Source organism: Burkholderia sp. Bp9142 (assembly GCF_003853415.1).
GTDB lineage: Bacteria > Pseudomonadota > Gammaproteobacteria > Burkholderiales > Burkholderiaceae > Burkholderia.
On sequence record NZ_QTPP01000046.1, the window covers coordinates 1 to 20051 of the forward strand.

Annotated in this window: 19 protein-coding genes; 6 read left to right on the forward strand and 13 right to left on the reverse strand. The window is 56.8% G+C overall.

Annotated elements, in window-relative coordinates; genetic code table 11:
• From DIE22_RS32810 to DIE22_RS32825, 4 genes are all read right to left on the reverse strand, one after another.
• Positions 1–754, reverse strand: a 754-nt coding sequence (locus DIE22_RS32810) for an FAD-binding oxidoreductase (RefSeq protein ID WP_148093204.1), incomplete at its 3' end; no start/stop codon positions are given.
• Positions 755–769: 15 nt separating this feature from the next.
• The gene (locus DIE22_RS32815) at positions 770–1474 is read right to left on the reverse strand and encodes a haloacid dehalogenase type II (RefSeq protein ID WP_124607004.1); all 705 of its coding nucleotides are present in this window, start codon (positions 1472–1474) and stop codon (positions 770–772) included.
• A gap of 137 nt (positions 1475–1611) precedes the next feature.
• The gene (locus tag DIE22_RS32820) at positions 1612–3276 is read right to left on the reverse strand and encodes an MFS transporter (protein WP_124607005.1); all 1665 of its coding nucleotides are present in this window, start codon (positions 3274–3276) and stop codon (positions 1612–1614) included.
• Between the two features lie 186 nt (positions 3277–3462).
• The gene (locus tag DIE22_RS32825; protein WP_124607006.1) at positions 3463–4365 is read right to left on the reverse strand and encodes a LysR family transcriptional regulator; all 903 of its coding nucleotides are present in this window, start codon (positions 4363–4365) and stop codon (positions 3463–3465) included.
• 124 nt (positions 4366–4489) lie between these two features.
• Here DIE22_RS32825 and DIE22_RS32830 point away from each other — a divergent pair, with 124 nt between their 5' ends.
• The 3 genes from DIE22_RS32830 (at position 4490) to DIE22_RS32845 (ending at position 7504) form a co-directional block, all read left to right on the forward strand.
• Complete coding sequence (locus tag DIE22_RS32830; protein WP_124607007.1) at positions 4490–5752, forward strand: CaiB/BaiF CoA-transferase family protein; 1263 nt, start codon at positions 4490–4492, stop codon at positions 5750–5752.
• Between the two features lie 7 nt (positions 5753–5759).
• Positions 5760–6176: a PaaI family thioesterase gene (locus DIE22_RS32835; protein WP_124607008.1), complete on the forward strand. Its 417-nt coding sequence runs from the start codon at positions 5760–5762 to the stop codon at positions 6174–6176.
• 446 nt (positions 6177–6622) lie between these two features.
• Positions 6623–7504: a CoA ester lyase gene (locus DIE22_RS32845; protein WP_124607010.1), complete on the forward strand. Its 882-nt coding sequence runs from the start codon at positions 6623–6625 to the stop codon at positions 7502–7504.
• Positions 7505–7824: 320 nt separating this feature from the next.
• Here the strand turns inward: DIE22_RS32845 and tnpB are convergent, their stop codons facing one another.
• The 7 genes from tnpB to DIE22_RS32880 all read right to left on the reverse strand — a co-directional run bounded on the left by tnpB (position 7825) and on the right by DIE22_RS32880 (position 15640).
• Positions 7825–8151, reverse strand: coding sequence for an IS66 family insertion sequence element accessory protein TnpB (tnpB, locus tag DIE22_RS32850; RefSeq protein WP_148093205.1), 327 nt, complete (start codon positions 8149–8151; stop codon positions 7825–7827).
• Positions 8152–8216: 65 nt separating this feature from the next.
• Positions 8217–8540 carry a transposase gene (locus DIE22_RS39380; protein ID WP_124607011.1) on the reverse strand — a complete coding sequence of 108 codons (324 nt, stop codon included), beginning with the start codon at positions 8538–8540 and terminating at the stop codon, positions 8217–8219.
• Positions 8541–8943: 403 nt separating this feature from the next.
• A complete protein-coding gene (locus DIE22_RS32860; RefSeq protein WP_124607012.1) occupies positions 8944–10248 on the reverse strand; it encodes an MFS family transporter in 1305 nt (434 codons plus the stop codon).
• 232 nt (positions 10249–10480) lie between these two features.
• On the reverse strand, positions 10481–11962 hold the full coding sequence (locus DIE22_RS32865) for an aldehyde dehydrogenase (RefSeq protein WP_124607013.1): 1482 nt from the start codon (positions 11960–11962) through the stop codon (positions 10481–10483).
• A 303-nt stretch (positions 11963–12265) separates the two neighbouring features.
• A complete protein-coding gene (locus DIE22_RS32870) occupies positions 12266–12868 on the reverse strand; it encodes a thiamine pyrophosphate-dependent enzyme (protein WP_221623911.1) in 603 nt (200 codons plus the stop codon).
• 7 nt (positions 12869–12875) lie between these two features.
• Positions 12876–13457, reverse strand: coding sequence for a phosphonopyruvate decarboxylase (locus DIE22_RS32875; protein ID WP_260426820.1), 582 nt, complete (start codon positions 13455–13457; stop codon positions 12876–12878).
• Positions 13458–14611: 1154 nt separating this feature from the next.
• Positions 14612–15640 carry a DUF1338 domain-containing protein gene (locus DIE22_RS32880; protein ID WP_124607014.1) on the reverse strand — a complete coding sequence of 343 codons (1029 nt, stop codon included), beginning with the start codon at positions 15638–15640 and terminating at the stop codon, positions 14612–14614.
• 364 nt (positions 15641–16004) lie between these two features.
• On the opposite strand from DIE22_RS32880, the gene DIE22_RS32885 reads away from it, so the two are divergent.
• From DIE22_RS32885 to DIE22_RS32895, 3 genes are all read left to right on the forward strand, one after another.
• Positions 16005–17330, forward strand: a complete 1326-nt coding sequence (locus DIE22_RS32885) for an MFS transporter (protein ID WP_260426821.1) — start codon at positions 16005–16007, stop codon at positions 17328–17330.
• 140 nt (positions 17331–17470) lie between these two features.
• Positions 17471–18316, forward strand: a complete 846-nt coding sequence (locus tag DIE22_RS32890) for a LysR substrate-binding domain-containing protein (RefSeq protein WP_124607016.1) — start codon at positions 17471–17473, stop codon at positions 18314–18316.
• Between the two features lie 456 nt (positions 18317–18772).
• Positions 18773–19072 carry an H-NS family nucleoid-associated regulatory protein gene (locus DIE22_RS32895; protein WP_124607017.1) on the forward strand — a complete coding sequence of 100 codons (300 nt, stop codon included), beginning with the start codon at positions 18773–18775 and terminating at the stop codon, positions 19070–19072.
• A gap of 300 nt (positions 19073–19372) precedes the next feature.
• Here the strand turns inward: DIE22_RS32895 and DIE22_RS32900 are convergent, their stop codons facing one another.
• Positions 19373–19708, reverse strand: coding sequence for a hypothetical protein (locus DIE22_RS32900; RefSeq protein ID WP_185640744.1), 336 nt, complete (start codon positions 19706–19708; stop codon positions 19373–19375).
• A 96-nt stretch (positions 19709–19804) separates the two neighbouring features.
• Positions 19805–20023: a BPSL0761 family protein gene (locus DIE22_RS39385; RefSeq protein ID WP_124607018.1), complete on the reverse strand. Its 219-nt coding sequence runs from the start codon at positions 20021–20023 to the stop codon at positions 19805–19807.
• Positions 20024–20051 lie beyond the last annotated feature (28 nt).

Sequence of the window (20051 nt, forward strand, 5' to 3'; positions counted from 1 at the left end):
GTTCGGCGAGCGATTTATGCAGGCGCGTGGATAACGCGTTGTTCAACCGCCTCGCCCACAAAAATGCGGACAGGTTCTTGTCGAGTAGCCGATGCACGGCGCCAATACGTCCCGGTGCGCTCTTCCCGGCCTCCAGGGCATCGTTGTCGAGCGGGCGTGACCGCAGCGCTTCACCACCAAGCAGCACCGTGTGCAGTTCAAGCACATGGTCCCGTGTCTTCCCATAGACCACCGAACCCTGACCGCATGCATCCGTGTTGACCATTCCACCGATGGTCGCCCGGTTTGACGTGGACAACTCTGGAGCGAAAAACAGTCCGTGAGGACGCAAAGCAAGGTTCAACTGGTCCTTCACCACGCCGGACTGCACGCGAGCGCAACGCTGGCCAGGATCGATCTCAAGGATCTGATTCATGTGGCGCGAAAGGTCGACCACCAGCCCATTGGTCAGCGACTGTCCGTTGGTACCGGTGCCGCCGCCGCGGGCCGCCAGCTTGATCTCCTTCCAGGCCGATGTTCCCGCAAGTTCCATCAGCCTGACCACATCATTGTGATGCTTTGGAAATGCCACGCATTGCGGCGTCACCTGGAAAATCGAATTGTCCGTGGCAAAAACTATCCGATCACCATCACGAGTCGATACTTCGCCCTCGAAGCCGCTCTTCACCAGCGCATCTGCGAACCGCAGATAGAGAGGCGCGGGAGCCGCACTCGCAGGCAAGCGCGGGATCGCGCGATTTCCAGAACGAAGCATCGCTGTTTCTACCGGTTAAACCATCACGTCCGCAAGCGACGCCATGTCATCAACCCAGAGGTCCGGTTGATGCGGCGTGCCGCCGAACGGACGCTTGCGGCGGTCGATGAATGCGGAGCGCATACCAGCCGCCTTCGCGCCAAGGCAGTCGAACGCGTGGTTCGCGACGAACAGCACTTCGTTCATCTTCACGCCCATGATCTCAGCGGCCTTCGTGTAGGTCGCCACGTGCGGCTTGAACGACTCTGCTTCCTTGACCGAGATGACCCGGTCGAACGGAATCTTGTGATAGTCCTTGGCGGTTTCGAGCATGTCCGGATCGCCGTTCGAAAGGACGACGATCTTGTACTTCGTTTGCAGACGCGCCAGCGCTTCAGGAACATCGGGGAACGGCTTCAGACGCTCGATGCAGGACACGAGGTAGCGAACTTCGTCGTCCGTATGCTTGATGCCAGCGCGATCCAGCGTGTAAGCGACTGCACGGAAGCCGATTTCACGATACGGCGTGTGCTCCTTGTGCAGCAGCGCATCAATCATCGAATTCTCGAAGTGCGTCCGACGCCACCACGTCACGAAGGAATTCGGGTTGCCCGTCCAGCCCTTCTCCTTGAGGAACGGGGTTGCGAATTCCGTCAGCCCCTTCTGCATGTCGACCACGGTGCCGTATTGGTCGAACATCACAACCTTGATCTCACTCTTGAGTTGCTCGATGTTGCTCATGACTCTCACTCTCCTGGGTTAGATGTGTCGCGGCTGCTTCTTGTTGCCACCGCGCAATTTCACTTTACGAACACGACAATCATTTAGCAAATGGATTTGCAGTATTCTCACATTCACCAAATGAATAGTTTTACGACTCAATCGTCGCTATAGATGCTGTCGTGACGCGGCTCCCGAATGAACACGAAACCAATCACGCATGACAAGGCAGCGACCGTCACCGGGTACCACAGCCCGAAATAGATGTTCCCTGTCTGCGCCACCAGCGCGAAACAGATGGTCGGCAGAAGGCCGCCGAAATAGCCATTGCCGATGTGGTATGGCAATGACATTGCGGAGTAGCGGATTCGCGTTGGGAACATCTCAACGAGAATCGCGGCAATTGGACCAAGCGTCATGGCGCCATAGGACATAAGCAGCACGAGCAACACCAGGATCATTGGCTGATTCACCAATTCAGGATCGGCCTTCAACGGATACCCGGCATTGCTCAGGGCCGTGGTCGTCGCCGCCCTGAAGCCCTGTTCCATCGCCTTTGCCTGCGCCGGAGTAAGCCCCTTCAAAGAAGGGGCTACGATCTCCGTGGTGCCAATCCGGACCCGTGTGCTCGTGCCCACTGGTGCGTCTTCTGTCGCATAACTAGCGGAATTCGCTGACAGGACACGCCGTGCGACATCGCAAGCGCTATTGAAAGTCGCTGTGCCGGTTGGATTGAACTGGAATGAGCAATCCCTTGGATCCGTGACGACGACGACCGGAGATGACGTCTGCGCGGCCGCCAGCACGGGATTCGCAAACTGTGTCAGACCATGGAAAATCGGAATGATGGTCAACGCTGCCAGTAACGACCCGCAAAGGATGATCGGCTTTCGGCCGATACGGTCCGACAATCGGCCGAAAAATATGTACAACGGCGTGCTGATCACCAGTGCAAGTCCGACAAGCAGATTCGTTGTACTGGCATCGACCTTCAACGTCTGCGTCAGAAAGAACATCGCATAGAAGAGCGCGGTGAACCACACGACGGCTTGCCCGGCGAGCAGTCCGAACAGCGCCTGCAGCACGAGCTTGAGATAGCGCCACTGACCGAACGCCTCCGACAGTGGCGCACGAGACGTGCGCCCTTCTGCCTTGATGCGTTGGAATGCCGGCGACTCACTCATCGAAAGACGCACGTAGATTGAAATCGCCAGCAGAAGGCCGGAAAAGAGAAACGGAATACGCCAGCCCCACGCGTCGAACGATTTACCTGTCAACGATCGGACAACGATGATGACCACCAGCGACAGAAGCAGGCCTGCCGTGGACGTTGTTTGAATCCACGAAGTCCAGCCACCCCTTTTATCATTTGGTGCATGTTCAGCGACGTATGTGGCTGCTGCGCCGTACTCGCCTCCAAGCGCAAGTCCCTGAAGCATTCTCAGGATGACAAGAGCGATTGGGGCCGCTACCCCGAGAGTGGAATAGCCGGGCAACAGTCCAACAGCCAGGGTCGAAAACCCCATGATGATGATGGTCAGCAGAAACGTATGTTTTCGACCAACGAGATCGCCCAGTCGACCGAAGACGAGCGCACCGATGGGTCGAACGATAAATCCGGCCGCAAAGGTCAATAGCGCGAAAACGAATGCCGTCGTGTGATTCAGGCTGCTGAAAAACTGCGCCGCAATCAGGGCGGCTAACGAACCATACAGAAAAAAGTCATACCACTCGAAAACTGCCCCCAGTGAGGCAGCAAATATGACCTTTCGCTCGTCCGCACCGATAGTGCCGGGGTGCGCCGCGGCGATTTCGTTGTGCATCGTGTCTCCTCCTTTCCTTGTCGCGCCGACAGGATTGCCGACGGAAAGCCGGCTCTGACACGTAGGCTCGTGTCTGGAGGCCTGCAAGCCCAACGATATGCTTGCAGTATTTATTTTTGAAATGGATAGGTTATATCGAACTATTCACGAGACAAATAATCCAGGCTACCTCTTAGCCAACGCGCTTCACAGCGTGGTGCAGGTCTCAACGATCAGATCTCGCATCCACTTGTGCGTCACGCTATTGTCATTGCGGCGGTGCCAGTAGATGTCCCACGAAAAGGGTTCTGACGGAAATGGCAAAGGGCGCACCGCGAGCGGCTCCGATGCAAAACGGGCCGCGAGCTTACCGGAGATGACAGCGATCAACTGGCTTTCCCGCAAGATGGGCGGGATGAGTAACCAATGCGGAACCTTCGCAACTACTTTTCGCGCATAACCCTGGTCGGCCAGCACGTTGTCGACGAAGCGAATGTCAGTCGGACTCATCGCCACGCGCAGATGATCCGCCTCGAGAAAGCGCTCCAGCGTCACCTCCCCCTGAGCGAGTGGATGATCCGCTCGCATTACGCAGACCATTTGATCCATAAACAACGGCTGGCTTCGGATATTGGACGCATGCTGCAACTGCATGCTCAAGGCGAAATCCAGCTGGTCGCTCTCAAGCGCCCTGATCGTCCGTTCCGGTGACATATGAAGAATGTCCAGCGTTACTCCGGGCGCTTTCTCCGAGAGCGCAGCGAGAATCTGGGGTAAGACAAGGCAGCCAACCAGATCGGACATGCGCGCAGTGAACTCACGCTGAGCCGTTGCCGGATCGAAGTTGACATCGCTCGACATCAACCTCTCCGTCTGCCGCAGTATCTGCCTGATGGACTCGCCAAGTTCCATCGCCCGCGGCGTGGGTTCCATCGTACCGCCGGACCGGATGAAAAGATCGTCCTTGAACAGATGCCGAAGCCTGACCAGAGCATTGCTCATGGCCGGCTGGCTCATCGGAATCCTGAGGGCGGCCCGAGTAACGTTTCGCTCCCGCATGAGCGCATCGAAAATGACCAGCAGATTGAGGTCAACGGAGCGAAGGTTCATTTCGCAGCCCCTCCCGACGTGATGGACATCATATCTTACATGAATATCAAGATACGCAAAATCCATTTAGAAAATACGATGGCTGTTGGTACTCTGCCGAAAAGACACCTTGGAGGAGAGGAAAATGGACTCGGATACGGCATGGCACGGTACATCGGCCCACCCCCTCAGCGGCATCCGGATTATCGACCTGACACGGGTAGTGTCCGGTCCGTTCGCGACGATGCATCTGGGAGATCTCGGCGCCGATATCATCAAGATCGAGGAGCCGACGAACGGGGACGACAGCCGGGCCTTCGGACCTCCGTTTGTCGCGAGCGAAAGTGCGTACTTCCTCTCGGTCAATCGCAACAAACGGAGTTGCGCAATTGACCTGAAGAGCGACGCCGGGAAGCAGATTCTTCTTGGGCTCATCGAAACCGCAGATGTCGTAGTCGACAACTTCCGGCCCGGTGCAATGCAGCGCCTTGGCTTGGACCACGAGACGTTACAAAAGCGCAACCCGCGTCTCATCTGCTGTTCAATCTCCGGCTTCGGCTCAGAGGGTCCCGACGCGCAGCGGCCAGGATATGACCTGATCGTGCAGGGCGAAGCAGGTGTGATGGATATTACCGGCGATCCAAACGGCCAGCCGACCAAGGTAGGTACGTCGATTGCCGACATGATTGCGGGTCTTTTCGCGGTACAAGGCATTCTGTCAGCTCTATATGAGCGCAGCCAGACGGGCGTGGCACGCACCGTCGAGATTTCGATGCTCGATGCGCTCGCTTCGCTGCTGACGTTTAACGCCGGCATCTTCTTTACAACCGGTGAATCCCCGAAACGGCGAGGAAACGAACATCCGACCATCTGCCCGTATGAGACTTTCCAGGCGTCAGATGGATGGATCAATCTCGGAGTGGCAAACGACAAGTTCTGGAAACTGTTTTGCGACGTGACCAACGCGACTGACCTGCTCGAGGATTCACGCTTTGCCACTGCACCCAAACGTGTCAGCCACCGGAACGAACTGCGCCCTCTCGTCGCGGCGCTTTTGCGCGACAACACGCGCGCGTACTGGGTCGAGAGGCTCGGTGCCGCCGGTGTGCCTTGTGGTTTGATCCGCACCGTTGGCGAGGTCTGCGAAGCACCTCAACTGACAGAGCGCGGCATGATCCTGTCGATGGAACATCCCGTCGCTGGAGAGGTGAAAAACATTGCGAACCCTGTTCGCCTCGATGACAGCCCCATGAGCGCCGCAGCGCCGCCGCCGATGCTGGGCGAGCACACAAGAGAGATCCTCGGTTCCCTGCTCGGATTCTCCTCAGATCAAATCGAGGAACTGCAAGCTCGCGGTGTGATTCGTGGTCTAGCCGAGCAAGACGTGGCGCAACTCATCAAAGATTGACATAACCATGGACGAAACCCGGGCACGGAGCGCGTTCGAGAACGCCCTCCGAACTTACCACCAGGACTTCAATACCTTCTTTTTGGCACGCCTGTTCGGCATGAAGGTGGAATACGGCGAAGAATCGTGCACCGTCATGATGCCAATCAGCGATTTCATGTTTAACCCCCAAGGTTCTTTGCACGGGGGAGTGACAGCCACAGTCCTCGATATCTCGATGGGTCACCTGCTTAAGCACCACGTCGGCGCAGGGGCGACCCTTGAGATGAATATCCAGTACATCCGGGCTGCACGCGAAGGAATGCTCACCGCAAATAGCCACTTCATCCGCAAGGGCCGGCAAATCTGCTTCCTCCGATCCGAAGCTACGGACGACACTGGTGGAATCGTGGCAAGTGCCACCTCAACGTGGAAGGTACTCTGACCAGTATCCCGAGTCTGAATTGCGCGAAGCTGATGTCCCTTACTGCTTGCCCGTGAACCCCTTACACGGCACGGAACGCACCAGAATCGCGCGAGAGCAACCGGCAGTGATACCGCGGTACCGGAACCGTAATGCAGGAGCAGTGAAGGAGAGGTCAATGGCGAGCGCTAGAGGGTCGCTACGACTAATGGTAGAGCACTGGCTTGCTCCGGATCTCGCGAACCAGGTTCGCGTCACCCAGTTCAGGAACCAGCGGTCCACAGGTGAATGTTACGTATGCGTCGAGACCGTCAACCCGCGAGGGACGGTTGCCATGTTTTTCTTTCGTCATCGTGACGGCGCATGGCGGGTTTTTCCGCCCAGTCCGAACAGGCCAATGATGTGTGCGGCCTGACGTCCGGCGAATCGTCAATTCACCACTAGAGATCTGCTTTGCAGCGACGACCATGAAGCCCACTTCACACGCCCCCGACACCACAACCCGCGACCGGAACGGTCGCAGTCTGTTGGAGACCGCGAAATCATTTCTCTTCGTCCCGGGCGACCGCCCCGAACGTTTTCCGAAAGCGATGCGATGTGACGCAGACGTGGTCATCATCGACTGGGAAGCGTCTGTTACCCCCGCGAACAAGCAGTCCGCCAGGGAAAATACGATCGCCTTTTTAAATGGCGTGGACGACTGCAAGGTGGCAATCCGTGTCAATCCGTTTGACGGTCGAGACTTCGCCGATGATGCTCTGGCGTTACGGGAGATTCGCGAGCGCATCGCCGGAGTCTTTCTGACAATGGTCGATTCGGGGGCCCAGCTGGTCGCCGCTGCCGATGCGCTTCCCACAGATCTGCCACTCGTGGCAATGATCGAAACCGCGCGAGGGATACTTCACGTCGAAGAAATTACCACTAGCAACCGGATTTGCCGTCTCGCATTCGGCAACATGGACTTTCAGACCGAGCTCGAATTGCCGCCGGAAGAAAACGTCGGATTGATTTACCCTAGTTCAAGAATGATCGTCGCTTCCCGCGCTGCGGGATTGCCCGCCCCTGTTTCGGGGGTGACGGAGAATATCGCTGACCTAGAAGTTTTCGAACGTTCCGCGCGGCTCGAAAGGAACCTCGGCTTCCTCGGAAAGCTCTGTGTACACCCCACTCAACTAGCCTTGACGAATGTAATCTTCGCTCCATCGGTCGAAGAAGTCGAATGGGCCAAGCGGGTAATCGCGGCAACCCGCAATTCGCACGCCGTCATGTTAGACGGTCGGATGATTGATCGACCAGTCATTGACCGGGCTAAAAACATTCTTAGTCGGTTAGGCACTGCATCGATCTGATTTCGTTGTTGCCTGGCGCCCGCGATGACACCGCCCCAACCATGAATCACATCCCGTCTTGATCCGCCGTCGCGTGGGCCACGAACTCCCCGCTCGTGGTCCACTGCCTAGTCCACGGGCGGCGCCATTGGCAATTACTTCACGCCATCCGCCCTTCGTGAGCGGCCAGCGGTCCCCTCTTGACCGCGAGGACTTATTTGACCGACATGAGGGCGTTAATTCCGGGCTGAGTGCGTCGAGGTCGGCAGGCAAGTTCATGCGGGCCAGTCTGCCAGAACCCTGCAGACGGCGGAAGCGCAACTGTTTACGTCCCGCCGGACTCAGACGACACGGATCACGCCGTCCTCGCCGATGCGTTGCCACGGCAAGCCCAGCACTAGGCCGGCCAGTTGTTTGTGCGTCAAGGCACGCTGCTTGGGTTCGCCGCCGAGGTGCGGCCAGGCGAACTGCCCCTGGTTCAGGCGTCGCGTGGCCAGCCAGATGCCGATCCCGTCGTGAATCAGGACCTTCATGCGGTTGGCGCGCCGATTGGCGAACAGATGGGCATGGTATGGGTGAGCGGCGCCGAACACCTTGACCACACGCGCCAAGGCCGTATCGAAACCGGCGCATCTCCAGTGGATCGACTGCCAGCCAGACCTCGTCAACTCGGATCACCGCAGCCACTCACGCAGCCAGGCGGCACACTGGGTTGCCTCGGACACCGGCCAACTCACCGTAATCGACTGATCTCCCCGGAGCACCTCAATGCGGATCTCTGGCGAATGCGGACTCGGCGTTCCCAATGCCGACGGCACAAAGACTGGCGGTGACGGTGGCGTGGCCGGTGGACGGCCCAACGGCCTCTGGGAAGTCGACCTTCCGCCTGATCGATCCAGCGCCGCAGCAGATTCGCGTTGATCCCGTGTTCCAGCGCGACGGCCGCAACCGATACGCCGATTCCCTGGCAGGCCGCAACCACCTGCGCTTTGAACTCCTCGTTGTAGCGTCGCCGCCGACGACGCTCCGGGAGTGATTCCGATTCGATAGTGGTCACGTGTCCGCTTACTTGTTAGTGGACACGATACTCCCAAGCGTCTCGGTCAAACTCAAGATGGGATGGCTGGCCGCTTACCCCCTTCTGCAGTAGCGAAAATACTCTCATACGCCGTGCATTGCCGGCCTGCATTCGACGTGGGCCATCAAAACCACGGCTTTTGGGGCGAAATTAACGACATCAAAAAACACAATGCCGAGATATCAATCGGGTCGAGTTCCAAAAACGTGGATTTGGCGAAAAAGGGCGCTGACGTTTGAGACATCAGCGCCCCGGCAACAGAGCGGAAGAGGTAAAGGCGCCTCATCGAAAAGCGCCGGCAGACAACTCGAAAGCACCTGTTCCATACTGTCACATCGCATTTCACCAACTGGCAAAACCGCCTCTTAGACTCCTCACCAGTTCATGATTCGTGGCGTAGATATCCGTCCTTGCTCGGGTCGCGCATACGGTAGGACACGATGAGTGAGATGGCACAAATCACGGTCACATACCAGTAGAACGTCGTCTCACTACCTATCGACTTGAACCAAAGTGCGAGATACTCTGCTGTCCCGCCAAAGATTGAATTGGCAATCGCATAGGACAGACCCACGCCCATTGCTCTGACCTCGACAGGAAACATTTCCGCCTTGATTAAGCCGCTGATCGAGGTGTAGAAGCTCACCATAACGAGTGCGGCTGAAACCAGAGCACACGCGAGTATCGGATCTGACGATGTCCTCAAGGTGTACATTAAGGGAACCGTGCAAAGGGTCGTCAACAAGCCAAAACAGATCATCGATCGACGCATACCAATGCGGTCTGAAAGAGCGCCCAAGATTGGCTGCATGACCATAAAGACGAAGAGCGCACCCGTCATAACGTTACCGGCGGTCTTGGCCGACATGCCGGCGGTATTAACGAGGTACTTTTGCATGTACGTCGTAAACGTATAGAAGCTCAAAGAGCCTCCCATCGTAAACCCTGCAACCGTGAGAACAGCACCCTTGTGCTTCCACACACCTCGTATAGTTCCAGCATCTTTCGCGTTACGTGAATGTGACGTAGAGGTTTCGTCCAGGGATTTCCGCAAGTACAGGGAGATAAGACCCGCAAATGCGCCTACCAAAAACGGAATGCGCCATCCCCACGCCTTCATTTCTTCGACTGAAAGCAGCTGCTGCAGCAGCACACACACGAGGAGCGCACATAGCTGGCCGCAGATAAGCGTCATGTACTGAAACGACGCGAAAAATCCCCGACGCCCCTTCGGCGCGACCTCACTCATATACGTCGCGCTCGTACCATATTCACCGCCAACAGATAACCCCTGAAACATTCTCGCTACCAGCAACAGGAACGGTGCCCACGCACCAATCGATGCGTATGTCGGAAGCAAACAGATGATAAGCGATCCTCCGCACATCATCAGGACCGACACCATCATCGACGCCCGTCGTCCGCGACGGTCCGCAATCCTCCCAAACAGCCAGCTGCCAATCGGCCGCATCAGAAAACCTATGGCATAGACCGCGGCTGTGTTCATCAACTGCGTTGTTGAGTTTCCGCTCGGAAAGAATGCGCTAGCGAAATACAATGCACAGAACGCATAAACGTAGAAGTCGAACCATTCGACAAAATTTCCAGAAGATGCACCTACGATCGCCATCACCCGCCGACGAGTATCGTATCTCGCCAGCAAATCCTGTTCGGTCTGGTCATTCATGATTCATTCCTTGAGCATCACATGCTGACGCATCGGCGTCTTATGTGGCAGCCATTCGCGATTGGGTAACGCTCGACGCCTTATGAGACAAGCCTGATCCCGTTCCGCGTAGCCTTATTTGGTTTGAATTATGGCGAAATCCGTCTCCATCTCCACACTGATATGTGATTCGCCATCCTTATTAAGTGACGAAAGGCTCAAGCATATTGAGCCCTTAACAACCTTATCCACTTCAGCTTAGTCGCATGACGAAAGGATTTTCTGGTGTTTTTTCGGAATTATTGATCCAGACAGTCTTGCACTGCAGATATGCCTTCATCATATCTTGCCCGCTTTCTCGTCCCAGCCCGCTATCTTTCACTCCGCCGAAAGGGGCCATAAAGCTGATTGCGCGATATGTATTCACCCACACCGTGCCAGATTGCAATCGCCGCGTGAAACGAAATACACGCCTCATGTCCTTGGTCCAGACACCGGCGCCCAGACCATACTTAGTCTCGTTCGCCAACGCAAGGGCGTGCTCTTCGTCCTCGAACGGGATAACAGCGAGAACCGGTCCAAAGACTTCACGTTGTGCAAGCTCCGATTTATTGTCAACATCACGGAAGATCGTCGGTTGAACGAAAAGCCCTCCCCCCGGAGTGTCTAGCGCTCGCCCACCGATGGCGAGCTTTGCCCCCTCCCGTTCAGCGTCGGAAATGCAACTCAACACCTTGTGATAGTGGGCGATATTCGCGAGCGGCCCCATTTGCGTCTCTGGGTCCATCGGATCGCCAATTTTGATACTTTTAGTAAGTGCGCAAACTTTATCGATGAATGCATCGTAGATCGAGCGTTGCACCAACAACCGCGAACCCGCCATGCATGTCTGACCAGCAGCAGCAAAGATTCCGGATGCGACGCCAGCCGCCGCCGCATCAAGGTCTGCATCCTCGAAGACGATGTTCGGGGACTTACCGCCGAGTTCCAGGGTGGTATGTTTGAAATCCGCCGCGGCGGCCCGGTTAATGGCTCTGCCTGCATTATCGGAACCGGTAAATGCAATCTTGGCGACCTGTGGATGACGCACGAGGGGCTCGCCGACACCGGCGCCAGTACCGCATACAACGTTCACAACGCCCGGCGGGAATCCAGCCTCTTCAAACAGTTCAACGAAGGCGACCGTCGACGCGCTGGCAAATTCTGATGGCTTGACGACAAATGTATTGCCCGCGGCGAGGCCCGGTGCCAGTTTCCACGTTAGCAACAGCAACGGGGAATTCCACGCAGTAATGGCAGCCACCACCCCCAGAGGCTCCCACGACGTGTAAACAAAGTGGTCGGGTTTGTCGATGGGAAGAACGCCACCCTCGATTTTGTCCGCAAGACCGGCGTAGTAATAGAACCACTGCGGGATGTACCGCAGCTGAAGGATCATCTCTGTCAGCAGCTTGCCATTGTCGCGTACTTCTAACTCGGCAAGACGCTGCGCGTGCTGACTCACGAGGTCACCAAATTTCCTGAGCAATGCTCCTCGAGCGCTCGGCGTCAGTCCACCCCATGCGGATGAGACGAATGCGTCATGTGCAGCTTGCACTGCATCGTCAACGTCGGATTCGTCACTATCAGGAATCTCGCACCAGTTCTCGTTTCGGAAAGGATCAAGGCTCTGCATCCACTTTCCCGACGCTGCAGGAATGCGTTTGCCGCGGATTACATTCTCGAACCGTTGCATAGGTTTCATACTCCGTGTCAGCCGCTCGGCCGACTATCAGATGGTTAAGTCTTACGCTGGTTATCGCGCAGGAAACGCGTCAGCAACCGCGATCCATAGGACCCGGCAGAAAGCTGTGTTTCGCTAGGCTTGATTGCCTCCTACTCTGCGTTCTTTAGCTTGCTAGCTGAAGCCGTCGGCAAGTCGGCGATACAGAAGCGGTTCACCGGTCATCCATGAGCAATTGCCCTTCAAACTAGCAAGGGCTAACCGCTCGGATCAGAAAGGCCGTTACAGCGACGATCACCTCCGACCGTCGACGGCTCAGTCGTAAGCAGCCTCGCCCAGCAACGCGTACCGGAAGCGATCCTTGAGATGCGAGCCATCTCTCGGCGGCATCACGAGGGACGCGCGTGTCGGCGAAATCTTCACCTGCGCGAAGATCGTTTCATCCTTGAGATGTATCCTGTCACGCAGCGCTTCGATCTCAGCCATGCTTCTAATCACCGAACTCGACGGAATGGCACATGCCGACGCCACTGCGGCGAGGTCGACGCCGGATCCGGTATGCGTTGGTTGCGCCCCTGTTTCCAAATACACTTCGTTATCCAGCACGACGATAGTCAGGTTGCGAGGCCGGCTCACACCGATGGTTGCAAGCGCGCCCAGCTGCATCAGCATCTCGCCGTCCCCGGTAATGACCACAACAGGTCTGTCGGGCTGCGCTTGAGCCAATCCCAGTCCAGTCGTGCTGGCAGCTCCCATTGCCCCCCAGACTGGGAATGTCAGAGGGCTATCCCCTACTGCGGCGCAATCCCAAACAGCTGAGCCCAAGCCGGTGACAACCAGGAGATCCTTCCGATCGCGGAGCAGTGCCGCGACTACGGTCCGACGATCCAGCGTCATCTTTTCCGTTTCGTTCGCCATAACGCTCTCACTTTGAAAAGGTTTTCGCGCCGATAAGGCGCTGAGAAATCAGCACGGCGACGCTCTTTCCACCACCATATGCCATCTGAAACGCGGCCTGCATCGTACCGGCGACCGACTCGGCGTCCGGCACTTCGAGGACGGCGAAACCCATCAGATCGAAACAGCCTTTCGTGGCTTGGCCCATCGGTATCTGCCACGGCACAAATTCGCCCCATTGACCCCGCATGGTCACCACGATCACAGCCGGGAAAGTGCATGCAGACAACAGGGAAAATAGGTTCACGCAATTGCCGACTCCAGACGATTGCATGAGCAGTGCGCTTCGCTGACCGCCCAGCCATGCACCGGCAACAACACCGACCCCTTCCTCTTCCGTAGTCAGTGCGGTGGAAATGATGTTGGCATCGCTTTTACAGAGCGAAATAAGGCGAGCGTGGCCTCCGTCTGGCACATAACAGACCTGTCGAACGTCATTGTTCTTGAAGGACTGGTATATGTGCACCGGCCATTCGTTCGTATCGTCTGGAATGCCCAGATCGCGTTCTGCCTCCCGTACGTCCCGGGATTCCTCCAGATTGGTACTCAAGGTGTCTCCTATACTAATTAAGTAAAAACTGAGAACGATGTGTCGGGACGCAGCCTCGCGGCATCGTCGTCCCCTTGCACGCAGACAGCCCGTTGAATGGCCGCTGTGCTGGATGTACTTCAGGTCTCGTCGCAAGGAACACCGGACTGTATCGATGGTATTTTCAGGCCGTCATAACGACCAATTGATAATCCGCATGAATGTATTCACCGAAGATATGCGACGCGATCGCGGGGCCTGCCGCGTTTGGATGACCGCTCTCTCTGTGGAGCGGGATCAATGGCGTGACGCAGGAGAAGACGGCGTTCGCGACGTTGCTCTCGTGCGGTGGCAAGCACTTGAACGCCGTGAAGTATCCGGTGGACGGGGCAAAACGCGCACGACCAAATACAAGAAGAGACGAGTGCCCGTAGGGTCAACGAGCGCCCGAAAGTACCCTAGATAGTCGCCGAGACGCATCAGGTCAATCGCGACACCCTCCCAGCCAACCATAGGGTCTGGTTTGGAAGCGTCAATCGACAACGAAACAGCGGAGGCCCATCGCCTCAAGAATCGACCAGATTTTCTGCTGCTTCGTCTTATTTTCGAAGACGAACCCGCTGACGCTGGGACCGCCTAGGCCAGCCGCAAAGTAAGCGTGCGCATCATTAGCCTAGTCGACGGCATCAGCAACCGTATCGGCGTCAAACTCAAGCACGACCCACGCATCGCCCGCGGGTAGTAGGGAGGTCTCTTCAGCCGCCACCTGGCGTGCCTGCCGAGCTTTGATAACGCCGCGGTCTACGCCTTCGATGGTAATGGGAGAAAAGTGGTTGAATTGGGGGCGTCAACCGCAGTGTAGATTTTGCAAAACGCCAGAACGAGCTGCACATGTCACGCCGGACGGTGCACGAGTCGGGCTTTCGCCTAAATCGTGACGGCACCGACTCCTTCGATGCCCACGAGCCCCCGTGCGACGTTAAACCCGTTCTCTGGAAGGAACCGATCCAGATTGAAGCCCGACACCGGAATCTGCTGACAGCTGGATGCGTCGGACGCTTACAGCGCCTTTGAACTGGCATCGAAGCGGATCCCCCCAGATCGCGTTCCGGAGATCTCCTTCGGCTTCCTGAAGTGGACCCTTGCTTGCCTGAAACGGGGTAGTTGGCTTCACTTTACTGCGCTGCGTTGGCGGTCATCTTGAAAATGCCAGTCGCATTGCCAGCGTCGAATCGCAAGTCAGTCTTCCAACCGCGGGTCACCTGGTCAAACGTACGCTTGCGCGTAATGAACTCGTAGAAGGAACCGGGCACTTCCCGCATGACGATCTTGCCGTCCGCGGATTTGAATTCACGCTGCACCGTATCGGCGCGATAGGCTGTCTGAAACACACGCCCGGAGCGTGAGCGCTCGACCTCGGGCTTCATCGGCCGCCCCTTTCCCTTCTGCTCATCCGACAGCGCAAAGACGTCTTCAACTCGATCGGTTGCATGATTGAATGCATTGCCTTCTGTTGCGATCCATGCCATCTCGGCAGATTCACGCAGCAGCGTTTCATAGTCAGCCTCCGAAGGAAGGTCATGATGGCGCGCAAAGGCACTGACGATAACGGGCAACAATTCGTGTGCTGTATCGAGAGGTAGCGCTCCGTCTCGCTCGAGGTCCGAGAGCTGCGAAATGGCCAGCGGAGTCAGCGGATCTGTCGATGAGCTCAGGACATTGGTCACGGCGTCTTGAAACTCGCGCGAGAAACGCTCCGGATGGAGTTCGCTCAGAAAGAACTGTGCGATCTCATCTGGTGCATCTTCGTGCGCGTACGCGCGCCCTGTCATGCCGAGCGCGTCCAGCGGATAGCGACCGTTAAGCCGGAAACCCAGCGGGCGCAGGATTCGGGTGAATGCACCTTCACCCGGGGGCAAGGCACCATTATTCGGCCAGCGGACAGTTCGCAGCGCGCCATGGTCGAAATACACAGAGCCGCCTGTTGCGATGGTGTCGTTCGTGTACGTGCGACCGCTCGGCGAACGGCTCAAAAGATCTTCGAACAGCGCCATGTTCATGGCTTGAGCCAGTTCAGCTCTGGTAACGGTGCCGCCTTCCCAGTCCCGCAGAACAGTCGGAAAATTGAGCGTTGAAAACAGGAATTCGGACTTTTCTTGGCCAACGAGTTTCTTCAACAGGCTTTCTACGTTCGCATTGCGCATCGCTTATCTCACAGAACATGACCGCCAGTAGCGGCGGGAGCTATCAACTCACTGGCCCTAATTTTTGAACCAGTTTTGCGTATAACGCATTATCGAAACGTTCCTGCCGTGCGTAAAGCGAGAGAAATTTTCAACATAATGAGTTTTTGGAACAACCATGCGCAAGCTGGGTCTTTGGCTATCCTACATGGGTCATCGACAACGAAGCATTCACAAGGTGAATGACGCCATACAAAATAATCATTTTCGAAGATGGCTCGACGTGTGGGATATTTGCGGTAGCTCTGTCTAGCAAATTACCCCGATGTCTTCCCCCGCCACAGCTGTAGCAAACATACATTCCGTCTCCCCTCGACAACGTTACATGGCGATGGCCGCGCTGATGAGCGCCGTGACCTTAGCCACTCTCGATACCACGATTAGCAACACTGCTCTGCCACAGATTGCGCGCGAGTTACAATCTTCAGAAGCCTCGATCATTTGGGTCACCAACGCATATCAGATTGCGATGATCGCAGCGCTGCTTCCGCTTGCCTCCTCCGGCGAAGCCATAGGCTACCGCCGAATCTACGTATTGGGTCTTACGCTGTTCACCATCGCGTCCATCGTATGTGGCACCGCGGACTCCTTTGACTGGGTTATTGCCGGCCGGGTCCTGCAAGGCGTTGGCGCTGCAGCAATCATGAGCGTGAATACCGCATTCATCCGCCATATCTATCCGGTAGCCCAGCTCGGGAGAGGACTGAGCTTGAATGCGCTTGTCGTTGCGCTCGGCTTTACGCTGGGGCCTCCTCTTGCGTCCTCAATCCTCTCTGTCGCCACCTGGCATTGGCTCTTCTTGTTCAATGTCCCCGTCGGAATTATTTCTCTGCCCCTGTCGTTGTGGTTTCTGCCAAATTTAGAAGGCACTCGCACCCCTTGTGACTTCGCGACTGGGAGCTCTTGCGCGGCATTTCTGGGCTTTCTGGCCTTCGGTTTCTGCGCTTTGGCTAACGGATTCGGCCAGCTCTGGATCATTCTGGCGGCCTCTGCCTGCGCGATCTCTCTAGCTATATTGCTCAAGCTTCAATCCGGCCATCCGGCCCCCATGCTCCCGGTCGACCTGATGCGCAAACCCGTCATCGGACTCTCTTCGTTGACATCCGTTTGCGCCTTTTCGACACAATCGCTCGCTTTTGTATCGCTACCGTTCTTCCTCCAAAGCACTATCGGTATCTCGATTGTGTCTACAGGGGCGCTGCTGACGACGTGGTCGTTGGTGGTTGCCGCGATGGCGGTGGTGGTACGGCCACTGACTGACAAGCTTTCTCCCGGTACCCTTTGCAGCGCTGGTCTCCTAATACTCAGCGTTGGCATGGTTGCGCTAGCAAGGACACCACTGGCAGCAACTCATGCAGACGTCGTGTTTAGGCTTGCTATTTGCGGTGTTGGGTTCGGCCTCTATCAAGCGCCGAATATGAAAGCGATTATGGGCAATGCACCTCCGCATCGCAGCGGCGGAGCCAGTGGGATCGTTGCAATCTCAAGATTGATGGGACAAGCCGTCGGCGCGGCATTGGTTGCCCAGTGCTTTCATGCCTGGGGAAAAGACGGGCCTACAGTCGCCTTGTGGCTCGGCGGGGCAACTGCGACCATAGGATTTGTTTTCAGTGCGCTCCGTCTGAAGTCGAAGGAGCGCGTTGCGCCGTGACACTCGGAATGAAGGATGCGTTGGCGTATAGTCCTCCCAATTAAACAGACGCGCCGTGTGCTCTCCTGACATGACTGGGAGTTTTGGTAGCCACCATATCCGCTTAAACAAACGGATGTAGAACCCTGATTTTCTGATTCATGAAACAGCTGGATCTTGACGTTCTCGAGATGGTCGTCGCTGTGGCAGACACCGGCTCGTTTGTAGGCGCCGCAACGTCATTGCGTCGGTCTCCTTCTGCAATCAGTATGAGGATCAAAGCACTTGAGGAAGCACTCGGGAAGTCCGTTTTCGTACGGACCACTCGAACCGTCTCTTTGACCCATGATGGCAGCAGACTAGTCGCTTATGGCCGGCGCATGCTTGCCATGCGCGAGGAGGCGTGGGCAACGGTAGTCCAACCGGATATTCGTGGCCGAGTGACGATTGGTGTCTCTGACGACTGCGCGTCGTTGCTGCTACCAGCTGTGCTTCGAAAATTCGCGACCGCGCATCCGCGCGTACAAATTCGCGTAATCGGGATGACAAGCAGAGCGCTCGCCTCCGCACTCAAAGACAACACCGTCGATCTGGCTTGCACCGTAAAAACCCGAGACATCGCTGGAGACCAGATACGCCTTGAACCCGTTGTCTGGACGGCTCGCAGTGGCCATCTATCAATATGGAAAGAACGCCCACTGCCTATTGCTGTCCCTGCTCATGGCGATGTAGTCCGTATGCGTGCGATCAGTGCGCTCAAGCTCGCCGGCATTCCATATCGGATCTCTTGCGAAAGCGTCGGCCTCCAGAGCCTGATCTGCATGGCTAGGGCGGGCATGGCTGTCGCCCCACTCGTGCGATTTACAGTTCCTGCCGATCTCGCGCAACTAGGCGCGGTGGAAGGCTTGCCCCCTATCGACGCCCTTGAGTTTGTTCTTGCGCGAAGTGTTCGCTCTGACCGAGCGCCGTGCGATATGCTCGCAAATCAAATTCTCGCGGAATTGTGACTATTGGTATTGTGAGCCCATCAGAGAAATCCGTCGGCCCCCGCGCCACTCGCGACATCCGGCGGATAGAGAGTTCCCCCGGTCCATTTCGAGCTGCAATTTTGAAACTGCGACGCACAACGGTGCTATCGCGACAAGTAAAGCCCTCGGCTATCAGGGGAAAGCAGTTTCCAGTTGCAAGGCGACTTGCCTTCTTGTAAGCGCGCACGCGCGGGCAACAGCGCGCCGTCCGCCGTCCGCCGTCCGCCGTCCGCCGCCCGATGCCCGATGCCCGATGCCCGCCACGGTCGAGCCTGATTGACTCGTTATAAACACAGTTATCCTGTCAATTGCGGGATACAGCTCTGACCACACGAGCTGCTCTTCCACTGACCCAAGCAAGCTCGAGGTTTGCCCTGTAGCTCCCCCTGGGGCAAAAGCGTTATTATGTGCGCAACGCAAACCATAGGAGTGAACATGGCGACCTACAAGGAACTTCGCAATCAACTTGAAGCTCTGTCCGAGAAGACTGAGGCCGCCCGCTTAGCAGAATTCCAAGCCGTAGTTGACGAAATCCGAGCCAAGGTTGCGGAATACGGTATCACCGAGAAGGACATCTTCGGCAGACGTCACAATCAGGCGGCCAAGAAGGAGACGGCGCCGGTAGAAGCGAAGTATCGCGATCCGAAGACTGGTGCGACCTGGTCGGGCCGCGGTCGCGCGCCGGCTTGGATCAAAGATGCGAAGAATCGCAATCGCTTCCTGATTCAAGACTGAACTCGCAGTCAGCGCTGATGCTTCGCGGGCCGCCCATACCTTAGCCAGAACACCGGTGGTCGCCACGAAGCATCAGCGCGGCTTGCAAAAAGCCGGCCTCGTTCATATCGCCCCTCGAATACCAACGCGTCAACCAGTCTTCGCGGCAGCATAGCTGAGCATGAAGACTTGTCCGCATGCGCTGTTATGTACGCATGTCTGGTCACCGACATTTAGTCCAAACGGGATAGGACAATGCTGGCACCGGGCTATGGTGAACCAAGCGATCAGCAACTCGCCACAATGGCAGCTTGCGCACCATCAGGTACGATCATCTACATCGGCCTCGGCGAGTAGTTTTGAGGTGACGTCGGAGTATGACCTCACTTCGTTCACGTCGCACCACCTTTTCCATACGTACTCGGCATCGATCGACCAGCCATCTTTTCCGACAAGTTGATAAACGCGCCCCGAGCGCGTTTGGCCACACAAGGTAACGGGGTCGAAAATGGTGATCGCAGAACTGACACGACCAGTAAAGTCTAGAGTATCGGCACCGACGAAATGCCGAGTCCCGGCATCTGTCTCAAAGATCCGCCAGTTGCTGAGACTGACATCAGGCACTTCCTTTACGGAAGGCAGTCTCCAAATCGGCATCTCGACCTCCTGAGCCGGCAGAGCTTTCAGCAGGACAAACGTCCAGTAGAGTAAGTTGCTTCGACCGAAGAGCCAGAGCGCTCCGCTCGAACCGCTTCACCGACCCGACTTCGCACGCGAAACCGGCATTTCCCAGCGCGCGGGATACACCGCACAGGTCAGTTCCATGTCGGCCAGCCCCGGATAGTGCCGCAGCAAGCTCTCGGCGACCGATGCTACGTCTGGAGGTATGGTGCCGGCCGGCGACCTCGATAGCTCCACGAGGAACGCACGCGTCCTAAGCACCGCAGCCGTACGCTCGCTCGGCGTCGTCATTACTCTGCCTCTTCGCGGACCTGCCAGA